We start from the raw sequence: 17,419 nt of genomic DNA, 5'->3' as shown, positions 1-17,419 counted from the left end.
CCGTATCGCCAGATATTCCCCCAAAACAACAGGCGCGCTCGCGGCGCCTGTTGTTCTGCGTTGTAAAAGATGATTGATTACGATTGGCACCTGGGTCATAAAATTCTCGAGGTGCGGCCCCGGGGGCCGCTGTCGGAAGAGGATTTTCAACTGCTGGGAGCGCAGGTGGACCCGGTCATCCGCGAACATGGTCGACTCACCGGACTGATGATAGACGCGCAGGATTTTGCCGGCTGGGAGAATTTTGTCGCGCTGGTGTCCCATGTGCGTTTCGTGCACGACCACCAGCAGCATGTCCGCCGGATTGCGGTGCTGTCCGATCAGGCGCTGATGAAGTTTATGCCGCGGCTGGTGGACCACTTCGTCAGTGCCGAGGTGCGGCCCTTCGCTGCCGCCGAGGTGCAGAGCGCTCTGGATTGGCTCGAGGATCCGGGTTAGGATTTCCGCCGATCTTCATATTTCCGGATTTTTACCTTGAGCCAGTCGTTGGCGGTGGTGGCCACTGCCGAGCAATACCTGCCCGCCGCCCAGGCGCTTTCGCAACAGTTGGATCTCCCCTGTCTCGATTGCCTGCATCCGGAAGTTATCGCCGATATTCCCTATGTTCTGGAACTGGGCGCGGTTTTGCAGTTGCGGGCGACCGGGCGCAAGGTGCCCGGCCCCATTGCGGTGGACTTTGTCTCCGGAGCACTGAATCACCGCCGCAAATACGGGGGTGGCAAGGGACAGCAGATCGCCCGGGCGGTGGGATTGCGGGGCGCTTTTCGCCCGGGGGTGCTGGATGCCACCGCGGGCCTGGGACGAGACGCCTTTGTATTGGCGTCCCTGGGCTGTGAGGTCACTATGCTGGAGCGCAACCCGGTGGTGCGCGCCCTGTTGCGGGATGGCCTGCGCCGGTTGGATGAGGCCGGGCAAAGCGATCCGGAACTGGCGGCGATCGGGGGGCGGCTGGCGCTGCGGGAAGAGCGGGTTTCGGCGGCGGATTGGCTGGCGGCGCGGGAACCCGAGTCGCTGCCAGTGGTGTATCTGGATCCCATGTTTCCGCAGCGGGGGAAGAGTGCTAAGGCCCGCAAGGAGATGGTGGCATTCCACCAACTGGTAGGGGCCGACCTGGATGCCGACGCCCTGCTGGACCCCGCCTATACCGCCTGTTACTACCGCACTGTGGTCAAGCGGCCGCGCCTGGCGCCATACCTCGCCAATCGCAGTCCGGCCCTGTCCCTGGAGGGTAAATCCGGGCGTTTTGATATCTACACCAAGCACGGTATTAGCGCTGCCCGTTGATTCGGTTGCGCTTGCGGTGTTCCTGCGGGACTTGTAGAGGTTTTGCCGGTCAGCAGTTGACGGCATTCACCGCCAGTCCCCCCAGCGAAGTTTCCTTGTATTTGCTCTGCATATCGATGCCGGTCTGCCGCATGGTTTCGATAACACTGTCCAGGGGCACTATGTGGGCACCGTCGCCGCGCAAGGCCAGGCGGGCTGCGTTGATGGCCTTGACCGCGCCCATGGTGTTGCGCTCGATGCAGGGTACCTGCACCAGACCGGCGATGGGGTCGCAGGTCAGGCCGAGATTGTGCTCCATGCCGATTTCCGCCGCGTTTTCGATCTGCTGGTTTGACCCCCCCTGAACCGCTGCCAGCCCGGCCGACGCCATGGAGCAGGCCACGCCTATCTCGCCCTGGCAGCCCACTTCAGCGGCCGAGATGGAGGCGTTCTTTTTGAACAGCATACCCACTGCGCCCGCGGTCAGGAGGAATTTGACCACCTGATCCCGCAGGTCCCCGTGCAGCTCTTCATCGTGCACAAACTGGACGTAATAGGCGATAACGGCGGGAATGACTCCTGCGGCGCCGTTGGTCGGTGCGGTCACAATACGGCCGCGGGCGGCGTTTTCCTCATTGACGGCGAGGGCGAAGAGGCTCACCCAGTCCAGTATCGCCAGGCCGCGGTTGCGCTCCTGCTGGGTTTGCTTGCTGAGTTCCCGGTACATCTCCGCCGCCCGCCGGCGCACGTTCAGGCCGCCGGGCAGTACACCGGTCTGGTGGCAGCCGCGCTGTATGGAGGCGTCCATAACCTCCCAGATACGCCAGAGCCCGTCCTTGACCTGCTGCTGGCTGCGGAATGCCGTTTCATTGTTCATCGCCAGCTCGGCGATGCTCCAGCCGTGCCGGTCACAGAGTTCCATCAGCTGGCTGGCGGAGTTGAAGTCGTAGGGGAGCAGGGTGGCGATCTGCTCCCTGTGGCTGAAATCCTCCCCGGACAGCACAAAGCCGCCGCCGATGGAGAAGTAGCTGCGTTCAAACAGCATCCGGTCAGCGCAGAAGGCGCGGCAGGTCATGCCGTTGGCGTGCTGGGGCAGAAACTCGTCCTTGTGGAACAGCAGGTCGCGCCCGACATTGAATTCGATTTCGTGGTCCCGGCTCAGGTTCAGGCGGGAGTTTTGGTGGATCTCCCGGATACGGTCATCGATAGTGTCCACTTCCACTGTGTCCGGCGATTCCCCCAGAAGCCCCATCAATACCGCCATATCGGTGCCGTGGCCGATGCCGGTCAGTGCCAGTGAACCGAAAAGGTGTACCTCCACCCGATCCGTGTTGCCCAGCTTCCGCCGCTCTTCCAGGTCCCGCACGAATTGGCGCGCGGCCACCATTGGCCCCACTGTGTGGGAGCTGGAGGGGCCGACACCAATTTTAAACAGTTCAAAAATACTGATACTCATGGGCTCGAGGACTCCGAAATCGACATCGCGCTTGACTGGCAGGTCGGGGGAATTTTGCCCAAAAGAGTCATCGGTTCAATGGGGCCACCGGCATTGCGCAGAATATGCTGCTGTCGCTGAGTTTGACAGAGCGATAAGGGTAAAATTCTGCCTCAGCAGGGGATATTACTGTGTATTGGCGACCAGAATGGCCCTTTTGGGCGCCGGCAGGCCCTCCAGCGTCCGGCTCTGATCGGCGGGATCGAGGAAGTCCGCCAGGGACTCGAAACGCATCCACCCGGTGCGTCGCTGCTCCTCGAGGCTGGTGGTGCTGACATCGACGGTGCGCGGATTGTCGAAGCCGCACTTGCGCAGCCAGCTTTCCAGGGTGGCGCAACTGGGAAGGAACCAGACATTGCGCATTTTGGCGTAGCGGCCCTCGGGTACCAGGCAATCGCCCGGCCCGCCATCGATTACCAGGGTTTCCAGTACCAGCTGTCCTCCGGGGCGCAGTGTGTCGTGCAGTTCGCGCAGATGGTCCATGGGCGAGCGCCGGTGGTAGAGGACTCCCATGGAAAAAGTGGTGTCGAAGGCCCTCAGCGGTGCCGGCACCGCCTCTATGCCCACCGGCAGCAGGTCCACCGGCTTGTCGGCACCCAGATATTTTTTCAGCGCGTAGAATTGAGCCACAAACTTGGCCGAGGGATCTATACCCACCACCCGCCGGGCACCGGCACCGAACTGGCGCCAGCAGTGATAACCGTTGCCGCAGCCCACGTCCAGTACCAGGCGCCGGGCCAGGGGCTCTATATGCGGCGCCACCCGGTCCCATTTCCAGTCGGAGCGCCACTCCGTATCGATAGGGATGCCGAACAGTTCCCAGGGTCCTTTGCGCCAGGGGTGCAGCCTGCGCAGCTGTTGTTCCAATAGCGCTCTCTGCGACTCCGGCGCGTCGTCGGCGCGGCCAATCCGGATACTGGGCCCGAAATCGAGCCGGGAGGGGGTCAGCTCCGGCAGGCTCTGCAGCGCTTCCCGCCAATCCGGCAGATCCCCCCAGCGGCGCGGGTCGAGACCCGCGGCTATCTGGGCCGGCAACTGCGCCAGCCACGGGCGCAGGGCGGGTATATGCTGCAGGGCGGAATAGAGGGGGGTGTAGTCGATCATCTATAGCGTCGGCGGTGGTGCGGGCTTGCCTTTGATGGCGATCATCGAGGCGAAGTTAAAGCACTGGAACCAGACATCGACACTGTCGAAACCGGCCTTTTTCAGCCGTTCCCGATGTGTCCCCAGGGTTTCTGGAATCAGTATTTTTTCCAGTGCCGCGCGTTTCTGGGCGATTTCCAGCTCACTGTAGCCGTTGGCCCGCTTGAACGAGTGGTGCAGTTCGATCATCAGATCCTCGTGGTCCCGGTCCGCGAAGGCCACTTTTTCGGACAGAATCAGCACGCCCCCGGGGCGCAGGCCCGCGTAGATTTTGGTAAGGATAGGCTCCCGCTCCGCCACCGGTATAAATTGCAGGGTGAAGTTCAGCACCACCACTGAAGCGTCCACGACCGGTACCTGTTGTAGATCGTCACACACCAGCGTGACCGGAATCTGCCCGCTGTCCGCGGCCAGTACCGCGCGCGCCCTTTCCACCATCGCCGGTGAATTGTCCACCGCCACAATTTCACAAGCCGCCGCCGGAATCCGGTGGCGCATGGCCAGGGTGGCGGCGCACAGTGAACTGCCCAGGTCGTAACAGCGGCTGCCCGCCTGGGCGTAGCGCTCGGCCAGGGTCCCGATCATGGCAATGATAGTGGTGTAGCCCGGCACAGAGCGCTGAATCATGTCCGGGAAAACGTCCACCACCGGCTGGTCAAACTGGAAAGTCGACACACTGCCCAGGGGGTTGGCGTATATGTCGTCGTGCTGGCTCACAGGTTCTCCTGTCGCAGCCCCAGGGAAAGACCCGCTTCGCGACCCTGGGCACCGGTTACCACCGCTGTGCTGGCCTGTTGTGGCACCAGATAGGTTTGGCCGACCCGCTGCAGGTCCTGCAGGCGCACTTCTGTCACCTGCTGGCGGAATTTCTCCCGCACCGCGTGGCTGCGGCCGTAGAGTTCGGAGTGGAATGCCCGCTTGGCCTCGCCCGCCGGTGAACTGGGTTTATCCAACCCGCCCACCACGCCGAGAATGGCCTCCTCCACCTGCTCCTGGGTGTGGGGGTGGTTTTGCAGCCAATCCAGCGAGTCGTCGAAATCCCGCAGGCTCTCGCCCATGCGGGGATCGCGGTAGGAGTAGAAGCGGAAAACCCCGATGTTGCTGTCGTGGCTGGCGCCACCGCCATAGGCGCCGCCCTGTTCGCGAATGGTGCGGTGCAGAAAACCGTTGCGCAGAAGGCCCCCCAGCACCGCCAGCGCCGGCGCGTCCGGGTGGCCCATGGGCACAGTGGGGTAGGCTTTGGCACAAAAATTTACCTGGCTGTTGACGATCCACAATTCGCTCACCGGATGCGGATCGAAGGGCGCTTGTGCCGATGGGGCCGGCCCGTGAATTTCATTGGCGAGGGGCGTCATGGCGCCACTGTAACCGGCCAGTTTTTCCTCTTCGCCGATCAGCAGGAAGTGGCGCTCTGTGCCGAGTACCTTGTTGTGAATGGCCTGCAGATTCTGCGCCAGATTTTCCAGTTCCGCGCTGTCCCGGGTAAAACCGCGCACAAGCTGTTTGAGATGGCGCAGGCCCAGCAGGCCGCCGGTGGCGTGGCTCTCGTAGGCGGCGCGGTTGTAGCCGGAGGAGGCGGCGGCCATCGCGAGTCCGTGGCCATTGCCCACCACCCCCTCCTCGCGGCGGGCCAGGGTCTGGGTAAAAAACTCTTTGATACGGGTTATTTCGTCAAAGCGGGTGCGCTCCATGGTTTCGTGCATCAGTTCCGTCAGGGCGCTCTGGTTGCGCGACAGCGCTTTGGCGGACAGGATAAAGTGGCCGCTGAGGCTGTGCAGATCGTCGACGGCTGTGCGACTGCTGCTGAAACCGTGCAGGGAACCGGCGACCTGGGTCTGCCACTGCTGGACCTGCAGGTAGTCTTTATCCCCCAGGCCCACTTCACTGATCACCTGGCAGTAGTAGGGCAGCAGTTGCCGCTCCGCCTCGGTCAGCTCCGGCAGGGGGCAGATCATTTGCTGGTAGACCAGGCCGTTGGTCCCGGCGCTGTAACGGGTGAGTTTTTGCGCGCCCAAGGGTACTGTTTCCCCCTCCACCCGGGGCATATGCAGGGGGATGTCCGCGATACCCACCTTGGGCAGAATCGAGGCGTCGACTTCACTTTGCTGGCGTTCCTCCAATGTGTGCGCCGTGGCAATAATCCGCTGCTTTTCGCTGTCGCTCAGCCGGGAGCGGATGTCCGCCAGCTGTTCTTTTTCCGCCGCGTCCCTGCGCCCGGCAAGCTGATCGTCGGGAGTCAGTGTCAGGCGCACCCGGTGCTGGTTGTCCAGCAGCAGCTGGCGCGCCTTGGTGGCGATAAATTGCGGGTCCTTGATCTGCTCGCGCAGTTTTTCCAGGGCCGGGTCCAGGTTCAGCAGGCCGGTGGCGTCGCCGCGATGGGTTGCGCCGGTCAGGGCGGAGAGGATCAGTTGCAGGCCGAATGGATAGCCGTCGCCACCTATCTCGCGCTGCTGCAATTCCAACTGGTGCAGGGTGGCCGCTACCTGTTCGTAGGGGACGCCGTTGTCTGCCACGTCGCGCAAAACGGCCAACACCTGTTGTTCAAACTCGTCGGCATGTTGCCGTTCGCTGCCCTCGAGGCCGCAGAGAAATATCAGCTCGCGCTGGGAGTCGTCCAGCCCGATCAGGGGCGAGGGCGCAGTGCCCAGCGAGCTGGTTTCCATGAGTTTCATCAGCGGTGACGCGCTGTTGTCCAGCAGTACGCCGGACAGCAGGTGCGCGGTCAGCACCTCTTCGACATTGGTGGCGTCGCCCAGCAGCCAGCTCAGCACAATATGGGTTTTCCCCTCCAGGCCGTCATCGCTCCTGAGCGGATAACGCTCCTCCACCGCGACTGGCGCCAGGTAGCGATCCTCGCGTCCCACCGCAATGGTCTCTGGCAGCGGATCGAACTTGTGCAGGACTTTTTCCTCGAATGCCGCCTGGTGGGTAGCCGCCTCTATGTCCCCAAAGGTCATAAAGATAGCGTTGCTGGGGTGGTAGTGGCTGCGGTAGAAATCCACCAGCTGGGCGTGGGTCAGCCTGGGGATATCCGCCGGTTCCCCCCCGGAGTTGTAGTGGTAGGTGGTGGTGGGGAAGAGGTATTTGTTGAGCGTATGCCAGAGCTGTGAACTGGTCGAACTCATGGCGCCCTTCATCTCGTTGTAGACGACGCCCTTGTACACCAGTTCGCTGTCCGGATTGTCCGTTTCGGCAAACTCCAGGCGATGGCCTTCCTGGGCAAAGTCCAGCGGGTCCAGCCTGGCGAAAAACACCGCATCCAAGTAGACGTCCAACAGATTGTCAAAATCCTTCCGGTTCTGGCTCGCAAAAGGGTAAGCGGTCCAGTCGGAACTGGTGAAGGCGTTCATAAATGTGTTCAGGGAGCGCCGGATCATCAGGAAAAAAGGGTCGCGCAGGGGATACTTTTCGCTGCCGCACAGGGCCGTATGCTCGAGAATATGGGCCACGCCGGTGGAATCCCCGGGCACTGTGCGCAGGGCCACCAGAAACACATTTTCATTGTTGTCCGCCGCTATGTGCAGGTGTTGGGCACCGGTCGCGCGGTGGCGGTACTCCTCCACCCGAACACCCAGGGAGTCGATTTCCGTGCTGGTCAGCAGCTCGAAGGCAGGGTGTGAATTACTCAAAATACGGCTCCTTGAGGTACAGTGAAACGGGTGGCTGGCGGCCCCCGGCGGTTGCCGCCGGTTCCCGTGTGAGGCCGCTATTCTACCGTCTGGCGGTGTGGCAATAACAGTGTTGACAAGGGGGGCGCCCGTACCAAGACTGCCCGAGAGTCCCCAATTGGATCTTGGGGTCGTCAACTCAACAAGTAGCTAAGCGGAGACTGACAGTGACCTGGACGGATATCGCCAGCCTGGCTGGCTTTTTTGTAGCCTGGGTGGGCTATACGACTTTTGCGCGCAAGCGGGCCAAGGAGGCCTGGTGTCTCGCCTCCTCGTTGCAATGGTACCGGGTGGAGTGGATGTTGCGCATGTTGGAACGGGACATGCGCATGTCGGATACGGCGATTATCGGCAACCTGGAAAGGGTCATCGGCTTTTTTGCCTCCACCAGTATCCTGGTGCTGGCGGGGCTGGTCACCGCCCTGGCGGCCAATCAGGCGGCAATTGAAGTGCTGCACCACCTGCCGCTGGTGGGGCGGACCACGGCGGCGGAGTTCGAGTTAAAGGTGCTGCTGCTGGTGCTTATTTTTGTTTTCGCTTTTTTTAATTTCACCTGGTCCCTGCGACAGTTTTCCTTCGCCAATGTGCTGATTGGCGCCGCGCCGGAGCCGGGTGGATCGGACATGACCCAGGAGGAGCGGCGGCGCTTCGCCATCAATACCGCCAAGGTGATCGACCAGGCGGGACACAGTTACAACTACGGTTTTAGGTCCTTTTATTTCGCCATGGCGGTGATGGGCTGGTTTATACACCCACTGTTGTTTGTGGCCGGCTATCTGGCCGTGGTGCTGGTGCTCTATCAGCGTGAATTCCGCTCCCGCACCCTGATGGCGATACTGGCCGCCGGGGGACAGCTACTACCGAGAGATTCGGCTAAATAATATGCATTATGAAGAAATCGTGGCCGCTTTTGACAAGGTGGCCGATGCGAACGGCTGGCGGCCGCTGCATACCCCAAAAACCTCACCATGGCGTTGTCGGTGGAGGTGGCGGAGCTGGCCCGCTTGCTGCAGTGGCGCGACGATCGCGGGATCGAGGAGCTGATGGAGTCTCCACAGGCGGGCGCCGTGGCGGCGGAGCTGGCGGATATACAGATGTATCTGTGCAAACTCTGCACCAGTCTCGGGGTGGATCTGGAGCGGGCGCTGCGGGATAAAATTGCCGCCAATCGCGCCCGCTTTTTACCGTCTGTGTCCGCTCCGGAGTAGGGCGCATGGGGGATCGCAGTTTCGACCAACTGGCGCACCGGTTCCGCCGGCGCATCTACGGTGGCCTCAAGGGGGAAATCCGCCTGGCGGTGTTGAACCGCGACCTCACCCCGGTGCTTGACCAGTGCGACGAATCCCTGCTGGTGGTGGACGCCGGGGGTGGGCAGGGGCAATTCGCCCTGGATCTGGCGGCGGCGGGGCACCGGGTGGTACTGGCGGACATCTCCCCACAGATGCTGGCTCAGGCGGAAGAGAAGGCGCTTCAACTGGGTCTGGTGGACAGGGTCAGTCTGCTGTGCCAGCCGCTGCAGACATTGGCCGGGCGGCCCGAGCTGGAGGCCAGCGCGGGCCTGGTTCTGTGTCACGCGGTGCTGGAGTGGCTGGAGGACCCGCGCGCGGCGCTTGTGGCGCTGCGGCCATTGCTGCGCCCCGGCGGTTACCTGTCGCTGACATTTTACAACCGCCGCGCTCTGGAATTTCGCCTGCTGCAGCGGGGTTGTTTTCGCCAGTTGGATAGAAATATCGCCTCCGGAGACTGGTCCGGGCACCCGGGCGGTCTCACCCCTGATAACCCTTTGCTGTCGGAGCAGGTGCAGGATTGGGTGGCACAGGCCGGGCTGGCGGTGGTGGCCCACAGTGGTATTCGCTGTTTTCACGATTTTATGACCCCCGGCATGAGCGACAAGCTGCCGGTCGCCGCCATCGTTGAGAAGGAGTTGCAGTATTCGCGGCTGGACCCCTACCGGCAGCTGGCCCGCTATGTCCACCTGCTGTGCCGCGCGGCGTGATAAAGCGCTCGGGCGGACCATCGATGATAAGCAGGGCTTTGCCAGCGAGCTGCCACTTGTTCGGCTTGTGGGAGGGTAGAGCCAACAGGCCCTGAATTTTTCCGGCGGCTATTTCCCACCGGCGATATCGATAAACGAACCGGTAACGTAAGACGCATCCTCGGACAACAGCCAGGCGATGGATTCCGCCACCTCTTCCGGCGTTCCGCCCCGTCCCATGGGAATTTGCGGGGACAGACGCTCCACGCGGCCGGGTTCCCCGCCGTCCGTATGCATTTCCGTGTGGATAAAACCCGGTCTCACCCCATTCACCCGAATGCCGCGTGCGGCCAGCTCCAGCGACAGGCCTTTGGTGAGTGAATCCATTGCACCTTTGGAGGCCGCGTAATCCACATATTCAAAGGGTGCGCCGGTTCGGGATGCGGCGGAAGAGACATTGACAATGGCAGCCAACTTCCCGGCCTGGTTAATAAACTCCCGGCAGCAGAGAAAGCAACTCATCACGTTGGACGATAGGATTTTCCGGAAGCGTTCAGCGCTGACCTGGCCCAGTGGGGACTGGGTAAACAAAACCCCCGCATTGTTGACCAGGTGCGTAACCAGTCCAAACCGGTTCTGCGCAGCTTTGAAAAGGGACCTTACCTCCGACTCCACGGACACGTCGGCCCGAAAAGCAAAGGCGTTGCCGCCGAGGGTTTTGATCGCGGAGACGGTGGATTCGGCCCGGTCGGCGTTTTGGCGAAAATTAACGCACACCGAGTAGCCTTTTGTGGCCAGCAGTTTTGCGGTGGCTGCACCAATACCCCGGCCGCCCCCGGTTACAATCACAACTCTGTTCAATAGAATTTCCCCAAAGTCCACAGGCTTTGCAGAGGGGGCACGGCGGGAAAAATCCCTCAATCAATGCAAAATTATCCGGCAGCGGTGCGGCTTCGGAGCCTCCCGATACCTTTCAATAGCCTGCTAGAGATTTTCCAGCAGCAGTTCCTTGGCCGCGTTGATGCGCGAAGCCAGGTAGTCGTTGCCACCCCTGTCCGGGTGCAGTTTCTGAATCAGTTTGCGGTGGGCGCTGATGATATCGTCGCGGGAGGCCCTGGGCGGCACATCGAGAATGCGCCGGGCCTCGTCCTCGGTCAGAGGCGGGGATTTGGCCGGGCCGCTGCCGGTCTCCTGTCGCGCCTGCGCCCTCTTGGCAATCAGGGGGGCCAGCCAGGGCAGGTGGCGGCCCAGCCAGCTGAGGGTCTTGCCCGCCAGTGGAAGTATCACCGCGATAGCGGCGCCCACCCAGTGCAGGCGTCCGGTTACGGCCAGCACTACCGCCGCGAATGCCAGGCCGATCAGCAGCCACTGCAACAGCAGCTTGCGCCTCTGTTCGGCGTTGCTCGCAGTGAATTTTTGCCAGGCCACATAGGCCAGTATGCCCGCCGCGACGAGCAGAATAAGACGGGGCACCGAGTGATAATCCCTATTGCGTTATCCGGCCGCCCAGAATATCAGATGTCGACGCGCATGCCGACCGCGATAAAGTCGCCCACCGCCGGCAGTGCGATATCGTTGCTGTTGTCGAAAGCGTTTTCCCAGTATATCCGGACCCGCTCGTTCCACTGGTAGCTGAAGCCCACATAAATGATTTCCAGCAGGAACTCATCTTCATCGACCAGCTGCTCCTCGAATTCCGGGTCGTCGGATTTCAGCCGGTTGTGCCCGCCGTAGATGCTGTAGCAGTCCCGCGCCCCCCAGGTATAGCTGAAAAAGGATTCCGAGCCTTTGGCGTCAAATGCATCTATCAGAATCTCATCGGTAAGTCCCGGCGGTACCACCTCGTTGTTATGTGAATTCTGCCCCACCACAGCGCCGTAAAAACCCTTTTCAAAGGGCCCCTTGCCATAGGCGAAGCCCAGGGAGGCGGCGAAGGCGTTGGTGCTTTCCCTGAGCATGAACCGATCGGTAATCAGAATGGGATCTTCGGGATCGGAAATATCGAAAAGTTCCCCGCGGCCTGTGGACAGGTCCAGCTTGGTACGGGTGTAGGCCGCCCCCACAAACAGGCCATCGCCCACATCCGCGTCGTAGGTAAATGAAATTCCGTGGTGGAGACCGAACTCGCAATCGTCGTCGGGGCACACCAACAGGGTATCCGGAGCGACGAAGTCCTCCAGGTCGACGTCAAATGTGGACACATGGGCGGCATACTGCAGCCCCAGCTGGATCTCGCCGCCGTAACCGTCCCAACTCCGCCGCCAGGTGAGGGCGCTGTCGGCGCGGCCGGTGCCGGTGAGGCCGCCGTCGCTGCCCAGTGTGAAGGCCCCGCTGGCCAGGCCTCCGCCCACATTGTACCAGTCGGTAATCTGAGCCACGTCGTAATAGACACTCCACTGCTTGCCAGCGGCGAATTCCCCCCAGCAATCGTGGTTGGCGAACAAATGGCCCTGGCGCAGGTAGAGGGATTCGCCGCGCTCGCCCACTTCCACCTGCTGGTTGCCGGATATGATCAGGTCACCGGTGGAGGAAATGGCCGCCACCCCCCACTCCAGGTTGAACCCCACATCCCAGTCGCCGTAGACGGGTACGTCGAGGCCGAAGCGGAGACGGGAGGCGCCGTCCTGCATTGCGGTGTCGCCGCCGGTATTCACCTGGTGTACGGTGAAATATCCCTCCATATACAGAGTCGCTTCATCGGACTCGAAGATGGGCACCGCCTGCACAGTGCCGGCCACCAGCGATACCGCCAGCGCGCCGGCAGATCCCTTGCAGATGTCCATATTCAATTTATTCCCTATGATGTCGAGGAGACTGATGCGACCTAGCAAATTGTTGAAAAAGGCATCCCGCCTGTTTCAACACACGAAAAGCGAAAAATGTGATTTTCACTTTTCTCCCAAAATCAACGGCTTAGGCGTCGCCGATTTTGCCGGAACATCCATTTTCCGGTACCAGGCGTCGAAATTCTTCGAATTTCAACAGCCTGCCAGGTCGCATTTAAGGGTAGTTGATGGGGCTGAGACTTTCGGGGTTTGCGGGTACAATTGCGCCGCCCGATAGCGGCCCCCTGGCTCTCATTTGCCCGCTGGCAACGAGGTCTTCCGTGCTTTTTCGGGTAGTCGCCATTGGGTCCACGGCCTTCACCGCCGGCCCACAGTAAACGCTTTTCCAAGGGGCAGTGACATACACATGGTTTCCGACACTCACAGTCAACGCCTATTCGGTCTCACCGTGCGGCAGAATGCGCACCCGGATATGCGCCGGCTGCGCCGTACCGCGGGCGAGGCCAGCCTGCATGGCAACAAATTCTGGAAGAGTTCCTGCCTCACCATGGATTATTTGCGCCGCCACCCCCTCAAGCGGGGTGCGCGGGTACTGGACCTGGGCTGTGGCTGGGGACTCGGGGGCATTTTCTGCGCAAAGCAGTTTGGCGCCAGGGTTACCGGTCTGGATGCGGATTCCAGTGTATTTCCGTTTGTGCGTTACCACGCGGATCTGAATGGGGTGGAGGTGACCACCTGGCAGTGCCGCTATGAAAGGGTCACGTCCGCCGACCTGGCGGGGTTTGATGTGCTCATAGGCACTGATATTTGTTTTTGGGACAAGCTGGAGCGCCCGCTCTACAATTTAACCCGACGGGCGCTGGGCGCAGGTGTGGAGCGGGTGGTGCTGGTGGATCCCGGGCGCTCCCCTTTCCGCCGCCTGGCGGAGCGCGCGCAGGACAAACTGGGCGCCCGATACCGGGAATGGCAGGTGGCGCGGCCGGTCAAGGCTAGTGGATGTATCATGGTGGCCGGCGCATCCGGCGACTGAACAGGCTTGAGGTGACGAGACATGCAATATGACAAGTTTAAGATGCCCTGCGCGGACCAGATTATGCCGGGGCGCCCGGAGGCAATGGAGATCAGCGCCCGCCACCATGTGAATGGCCGCCAGATGAAGCCGCCGTTTCCCGAGGGAATGCAACAGGTTCTCTTTGGCATGGGGTGCTTCTGGGGTGCGGAGCGGTTGTTCTGGGAGCTGGATGGCGTTTATGTGACCGCTGCGGGCTATGCGGATGGTTGTACCGAGAACCCCAATTACGAAGAGGTATGCAGTGGCCGCACCGGTCACGCGGAGGTGGTGCTGGTGGTTTTCGACCCCGGCAAGATCTCCTTTGAGGAACTGTTGCGCCACTTCTGGGAGCAGCATGACCCCACCCAGGGCATGCGGCAGGGCAATGACCTGGGTACCCAGTACCGCTCTTGCATCTTCTGTTTTGACGACGCCCAGTTGGAAACCGCACGTCAGAGCCGCGAGCAGTTTCAGCAGGCACTTAAAGATAAGGATTTTGGCGACATCACCACCGAAATCACCTCGGCCCCGCCTTTTTACTACGCCGAGGAGTATCACCAGCAGTATCTGGCCAAGAACCCTGAAGGTTATTGCGGCCTTGCCGGCACCGGCGCCTGTATGCTGCCCTGAGTGGCGTTTATCACCTGGGCCTCGGGAGGGCCGGCGGTCAGCTAGCAGGCTATTGAAATTCGAAGAATTTCGACGCTTGCTACCGGAATATGAATGTCCCGGCAAAATCGGCGACGCCTAAGCCGTTGATTTTGGGAGAAAAGTGAAAATCACATTTTTCGCTTTTCGTGTGTTGAAAAAGGCGGGATGCCTTTTTCAACAACCTGCTAGGGCTCACTCGACTCGAGAAAAGCCTCGGAAGGCTATTCTCAGTAAGTGACAAATTCAGTCTTCCCCCATAAACCGGATAATATGCCGGGCAATATCGACAGGCTTCTCTTCAACCGCGAAATGCCCCGCATCCAATAGATACAATTGGGCATCCGGAAGATCCTGGAGATAGGCCTCTGCACCCGCATAAATAAAGGCGGGGTCATTTTTGCCCCAGACGATCAGGGTTGGCGGTTTTTGTTTACGCAAAAATGCCTGCCAGTCGGGATAGGCATCAATATTATTTTGGTAATCCTGAAACAGTTGCACCTGTATTTTGCGTTGTTGCCCGGTTTCAAGAAAATGCAAATCATGGGTCCAGCTGTCGGGGCTCATGATAGTCTGCCGGTCTTGAACGTCACGCAAATACTGCTTGTCCCGCACCCCCTGTAGCCCGGTTATATTATAAAGCTGTCGCCATTTTTCCGGGGAGCGGTCTTCATGGGCGCTCTTGAAAAAGGCGCGTCTGGGTGTTGTCAAACCCTCCAGGTAGGCATTGGCATTTTGCACGATCAGGGCCTGCAGGCGCTCGGGCTGTTTCATTATCAGGCGATATCCGACCGGTGCACCAAAATCCTGCATATAGAGCGTATACTGCTTGAGACCGAGGGCGTCGGTAAATCCAGCCATCACATCGGCCAGAAGGTCAAACGTATACACTGTGCCTTCCGGGTCCGGTTTATCGCTATATCCGGAGCCGAGGTTGTCCGGCGCTATAACATGAAAGCGACCGGAGAGGAGTGGAATCAGCTCGCGGTAGCTGTGTGAGGAGGCAGGGTAGCCATGCAGCAGCAAAATAGTCGGGTTTTTGGAGTTCCCCGCCTCCCGGTAAAAAATTTTGTGTCCATCCACGTCAATGGTTTTATAGTGGGTTTTTGCCGGCCACACCGCATTTTGCGCCCATAGGGGTACAGCAAAAACCAGTGCGGCAATCAATGCGAAAGAACAAAGGTATGGCCTCATACTTCTCTATCTCCTCAGCTACAAAGGAATCTCTGATTAATTCAACGCTAAGCTCCGCTGAGGCAGTACTGAATTAATCAGAGATTCCTTAACCTGCAATCCAATAAATAATTTTCCACCGACAGGGCTGTCGCCCCTCAAAGCCTGCGCAATTCCCCAAACCGCTGATTTTCCAGGCCTGTGCTGGCTTTAGCTCGGTGATGATCCCTGTGGCGCAGTGACGCGACAGCCTGTCTGGTTGCTGCGCTGGCAGGTTACTGCGCAGGGCTTTCCCAGCGACCTATTGAATTGGGCTTGTCATAAAGTTGGAAATTTTTTTCAATAAAACCGATCACCCGGATACCCTGCAACAAAAGTCTTAAAGTCTATCATACAAACGATAGTCATGAAGACCGTGATTTACTTTATTGGCCGAATAGGCAGGGTAAAGTTTTAGCCCGGAACTATCCAGGTGGTCGGCCCGGTATATCCATAGCGCTTCCGAGGATGGATTGCCAGGGTGGGAGAGAGAAGAATATCGTCAATAACGCCGCTATTGATGGGGTCAGCGGGCTGGATTATTTTTGTCCGATAGGGCCTGTAGCTTTTTGATCGTCTCCGGGTCGGCGCTAAGCCATATTTGCAAGGGATAGGATTCGAGCACAACAACGTTCTTGACCCGCCCGGATTGCTCCAGCCGCTGCACTTCTTGCAAAACCGGGTCAGGCGTCATCTTGGCGCCCCTTATCATAACCCTCTGCCAGTCTGACTCATTATTTTCCACGGTTGTGCATGCGCAAAGTAAAACGATTAAGGATAAAAATTTTTTCATGATGCTCTTTAAAAAGGCGCCAATAGGCGCCTTTAATCATAGTGAATCCCAGCTGATTTATCTACGGATAAGTCGCAATCCAATTCTGCAGGGTGCTAAATACACTGCTGTTTATACGCGTGCCGCAATTCTGGGTAGGTGAACCTGTGGTATGAATCCCCCGGACAACATTGCCGGTATCCTTGATGCCGCTACCACTTTGGCCGCCTGCTGTATCCAGGGTATAACATATCCTGGTGCTGCTCGCGGTTGTGCTGCCGGAATCCGTCCACATGGTGCCAAATGGCTTGTCCCCCGGGTAGCCGGTAACACTATGGGTTCCCCCGGAGTAGGTTCCCCATCCGGAATTTCCACCGTGAGGCGCGCTCGCTAATACAATAATTGCATAGTCGAAGTTGGTGTCTGCACCATTATGCCAGGCGGTAGTAGTGACCGCGTTCGTCCAGCTTGTAGTACCATAAGGCCTGACACTGCCATTTTGAGCTGTACTGAAATTCAGTGCACTGAAAAAGGTGCCCGAGCCATTGGAAACGCAATGCCCGGCGGTTAACACATGCTTTGGAGTGATCAAGGTACCGGTACACCCCACATCAATGCGGCCATTATGCCAGTGTGGATTCTGAAGTGTATTGGTAATTTGAACCCTGTCGTCAGGGCCTATCACAACATAGGGGGTAACCAGTTGATCACCCAATTCAGCCGGTGCAGTGGTTGGCAGTTGGCCTCCCGATGAAAAGAAGCTTGAATCCAGGCCCTGTGACTCAAAAATAGCGATTGCGTGCTCCAACAGTGCAAGCTCCATTTTGCCGACTTTTGCGATAGATTGCTTGCCGTCTGGAGTGACCGCTATGGCACTTAATGCCTCTGCGCGCTCTGCTAAGGTGTAATTTCTCTTTAAAGCCGCTTCATTGACTATCGGTTGTTGTGCGACATTATGACCATCTATAAAAGTTGCAGGTTGGTCTATCTCAACAAAATTGGAAAGGGAGCCAGCGCTTGCGGTTCCGGAAAGTACTGCCAGGGAAAGAAAAATATGCATCCGATTCATATCTAATTCCTCTCAAGCAATTTTTATTTAATACAACAGTATTTTTCATTTTTTGCACTTACTGACTATGCGCGCAAACCATATAACAACATTACCGGTGCTTACAATTGGATGATCCACTCAAGTAGTTAAATGGGTGCCATAATCTTAAAATTTATTCGCGAGTGATGAATAGTAATTGGTATTTTAACTATTAGGGAACCTCTGAAAAACTGCTCCAGTCTGGCATAATTTACCCCATTTCCAACATACACAGATTCAATCATGAGCCAACTGACCTTCGCCGAAGCCGAATACACTATCAAGAAACGCAAAACACGGCGCGAACTGTTCCTCG

Annotated in this window: 17 protein-coding genes; 7 read left to right on the top strand and 10 right to left on the bottom strand. The window is 59.0% G+C overall.

Annotated features, from left to right (window positions below; genetic code table 11):
- The first annotated feature begins 69 nt into the window (after positions 1 to 69).
- Together AB1S50_RS16150 and AB1S50_RS16145 are read left to right on the top strand one after the other, a co-directional pair.
- Positions 70 to 438: a SpoIIAA family protein gene (locus tag AB1S50_RS16150; RefSeq protein ID WP_367152024.1), complete on the top strand. Its 369-nt coding sequence runs from the start codon at positions 70 to 72 to the stop codon at positions 436 to 438.
- Positions 439 to 474: 36 nt separating this feature from the next.
- On the top strand, positions 475 to 1,284 hold the full coding sequence (locus AB1S50_RS16145) for a class I SAM-dependent methyltransferase (RefSeq protein ID WP_367152023.1): 810 nt from the start codon (positions 475 to 477) through the stop codon (positions 1,282 to 1,284).
- Positions 1,285 to 1,333: 49 nt separating this feature from the next.
- Here the strand turns inward: AB1S50_RS16145 and AB1S50_RS16140 are convergent, their stop codons facing one another.
- The 4 genes from AB1S50_RS16140 to AB1S50_RS16125 form a co-directional block, all read right to left on the bottom strand.
- Positions 1,334 to 2,719 (bottom strand): L-serine ammonia-lyase, encoded by a 1,386-nt coding sequence (locus tag AB1S50_RS16140; protein WP_367152020.1) that lies wholly within the window; start codon positions 2,717 to 2,719, stop codon positions 1,334 to 1,336.
- Between the two features lie 165 nt (positions 2,720 to 2,884).
- Positions 2,885 to 3,862 (bottom strand): tRNA 5-methoxyuridine(34)/uridine 5-oxyacetic acid(34) synthase CmoB, encoded by a 978-nt coding sequence (gene cmoB, locus AB1S50_RS16135; protein ID WP_367152018.1) that lies wholly within the window; start codon positions 3,860 to 3,862, stop codon positions 2,885 to 2,887.
- Complete coding sequence (gene cmoA, locus AB1S50_RS16130) at positions 3,863 to 4,618, bottom strand: carboxy-S-adenosyl-L-methionine synthase CmoA (protein ID WP_367152016.1); 756 nt, start codon at positions 4,616 to 4,618, stop codon at positions 3,863 to 3,865.
- Complete coding sequence (locus tag AB1S50_RS16125) at positions 4,615 to 7,530, bottom strand: insulinase family protein (RefSeq protein WP_367152014.1); 2,916 nt, start codon at positions 7,528 to 7,530, stop codon at positions 4,615 to 4,617. Before AB1S50_RS16125 ends, cmoA begins: the two co-directional genes overlap by 4 nt.
- 206 nt (positions 7,531 to 7,736) lie before the next feature.
- On the opposite strand from AB1S50_RS16125, the gene AB1S50_RS16120 reads away from it, so the two are divergent.
- The 3 genes from AB1S50_RS16120 to AB1S50_RS16110 all read left to right on the top strand — a co-directional run bounded on the left by AB1S50_RS16120 (position 7,737) and on the right by AB1S50_RS16110 (position 9,565).
- Positions 7,737 to 8,450, top strand: coding sequence for a DUF599 domain-containing protein (locus AB1S50_RS16120; protein WP_367152012.1), 714 nt, complete (start codon positions 7,737 to 7,739; stop codon positions 8,448 to 8,450).
- An 87-nt stretch (positions 8,451 to 8,537) separates the two neighbouring features.
- Complete coding sequence (locus tag AB1S50_RS16115) at positions 8,538 to 8,777, top strand: MazG-like family protein (protein ID WP_367152010.1); 240 nt, start codon at positions 8,538 to 8,540, stop codon at positions 8,775 to 8,777.
- Positions 8,778 to 8,782: 5 nt separating this feature from the next.
- Complete coding sequence (locus AB1S50_RS16110; RefSeq protein ID WP_367152008.1) at positions 8,783 to 9,565, top strand: methyltransferase domain-containing protein; 783 nt, start codon at positions 8,783 to 8,785, stop codon at positions 9,563 to 9,565.
- A 108-nt stretch (positions 9,566 to 9,673) separates the two neighbouring features.
- Here AB1S50_RS16110 and AB1S50_RS16105 read toward each other — a convergent pair whose 3' ends face one another.
- From AB1S50_RS16105 to AB1S50_RS16095, 3 genes are all read right to left on the bottom strand, one after another.
- Positions 9,674 to 10,405 (bottom strand): SDR family oxidoreductase, encoded by a 732-nt coding sequence (locus AB1S50_RS16105; RefSeq protein ID WP_367152006.1) that lies wholly within the window; start codon positions 10,403 to 10,405, stop codon positions 9,674 to 9,676.
- A gap of 123 nt (positions 10,406 to 10,528) precedes the next feature.
- Positions 10,529 to 11,017, bottom strand: a complete 489-nt coding sequence (locus AB1S50_RS16100; protein WP_367152004.1) for a DnaJ domain-containing protein — start codon at positions 11,015 to 11,017, stop codon at positions 10,529 to 10,531.
- Between the two features lie 41 nt (positions 11,018 to 11,058).
- Positions 11,059 to 12,327 carry a porin gene (locus tag AB1S50_RS16095; protein WP_367152002.1) on the bottom strand — a complete coding sequence of 423 codons (1,269 nt, stop codon included), beginning with the start codon at positions 12,325 to 12,327 and terminating at the stop codon, positions 11,059 to 11,061.
- A gap of 409 nt (positions 12,328 to 12,736) precedes the next feature.
- On the opposite strand from AB1S50_RS16095, the gene AB1S50_RS16090 reads away from it, so the two are divergent.
- Together AB1S50_RS16090 and msrA are read left to right on the top strand one after the other, a co-directional pair.
- Positions 12,737 to 13,360: a class I SAM-dependent methyltransferase gene (locus AB1S50_RS16090; protein ID WP_367152001.1), complete on the top strand. Its 624-nt coding sequence runs from the start codon at positions 12,737 to 12,739 to the stop codon at positions 13,358 to 13,360.
- Positions 13,361 to 13,381: 21 nt separating this feature from the next.
- The gene (gene msrA / locus AB1S50_RS16085) at positions 13,382 to 14,011 is read left to right on the top strand and encodes a peptide-methionine (S)-S-oxide reductase MsrA (protein ID WP_367151999.1); all 630 of its coding nucleotides are present in this window, start codon (positions 13,382 to 13,384) and stop codon (positions 14,009 to 14,011) included.
- A gap of 264 nt (positions 14,012 to 14,275) precedes the next feature.
- On the opposite strand, the gene AB1S50_RS16080 is transcribed toward msrA, so the two are convergent.
- The 3 genes from AB1S50_RS16080 to AB1S50_RS16070 all read right to left on the bottom strand — a co-directional run bounded on the left by AB1S50_RS16080 (position 14,276) and on the right by AB1S50_RS16070 (position 17,082).
- Positions 14,276 to 15,223: an alpha/beta fold hydrolase gene (locus AB1S50_RS16080; protein ID WP_367151997.1), complete on the bottom strand. Its 948-nt coding sequence runs from the start codon at positions 15,221 to 15,223 to the stop codon at positions 14,276 to 14,278.
- Positions 15,224 to 15,767: 544 nt separating this feature from the next.
- A complete protein-coding gene (locus AB1S50_RS16075) occupies positions 15,768 to 16,034 on the bottom strand; it encodes a hypothetical protein (protein WP_367151996.1) in 267 nt (88 codons plus the stop codon).
- Between the two features lie 61 nt (positions 16,035 to 16,095).
- Positions 16,096 to 17,082, bottom strand: coding sequence for a trypsin-like serine peptidase (locus AB1S50_RS16070; RefSeq protein WP_367151995.1), 987 nt, complete (start codon positions 17,080 to 17,082; stop codon positions 16,096 to 16,098).
- Between the last annotated feature and the right edge of the window lie 337 nt (positions 17,083 to 17,419).

Origin of the sequence: Microbulbifer discodermiae (assembly GCF_040742695.1) — a bacterium.
Taxonomy (GTDB): domain Bacteria; phylum Pseudomonadota; class Gammaproteobacteria; order Pseudomonadales; family Cellvibrionaceae; genus Microbulbifer.
This window is presented reverse-complemented; position numbering and strand designations above follow the sequence as displayed.

Bases quoted from the DNA above. Each gene is read 5' to 3' on its own strand.
- AB1S50_RS16080 (WP_367151997.1), bottom strand. From the start codon at position 15,223: ATGAGGCCATACCTTTGTTCTTTCGCATTGATTGCCGCACTGGTTTTT.
- AB1S50_RS16095 (WP_367152002.1), bottom strand. From the start codon at position 12,327: ATGGACATCTGCAAGGGATCTGCCGGCGCGCTGGCGGTATCGCTGGTG.
- AB1S50_RS16115 (WP_367152010.1), top strand. From the start codon at position 8,538: ATGGCGTTGTCGGTGGAGGTGGCGGAGCTGGCCCGCTTGCTGCAGTGG.
- cmoB (WP_367152018.1), bottom strand. From the start codon at position 3,862: ATGATCGACTACACCCCCCTCTATTCCGCCCTGCAGCATATACCCGCC.
- AB1S50_RS16140 (WP_367152020.1), bottom strand. From the start codon at position 2,719: ATGAGTATCAGTATTTTTGAACTGTTTAAAATTGGTGTCGGCCCCTCC.
- AB1S50_RS16110 (WP_367152008.1), top strand. From the start codon at position 8,783: ATGGGGGATCGCAGTTTCGACCAACTGGCGCACCGGTTCCGCCGGCGC.
- AB1S50_RS16070 (WP_367151995.1), bottom strand. From the start codon at position 17,082: ATGAATCGGATGCATATTTTTCTTTCCCTGGCAGTACTTTCCGGAACC.
- msrA (WP_367151999.1), top strand. From the start codon at position 13,382: ATGCAATATGACAAGTTTAAGATGCCCTGCGCGGACCAGATTATGCCG.
- AB1S50_RS16150 (WP_367152024.1), top strand. From the start codon at position 70: ATGATTGATTACGATTGGCACCTGGGTCATAAAATTCTCGAGGTGCGG.
- AB1S50_RS16075 (WP_367151996.1), bottom strand. From the start codon at position 16,034: ATGAAAAAATTTTTATCCTTAATCGTTTTACTTTGCGCATGCACAACC.
- AB1S50_RS16090 (WP_367152001.1), top strand. From the start codon at position 12,737: ATGGTTTCCGACACTCACAGTCAACGCCTATTCGGTCTCACCGTGCGG.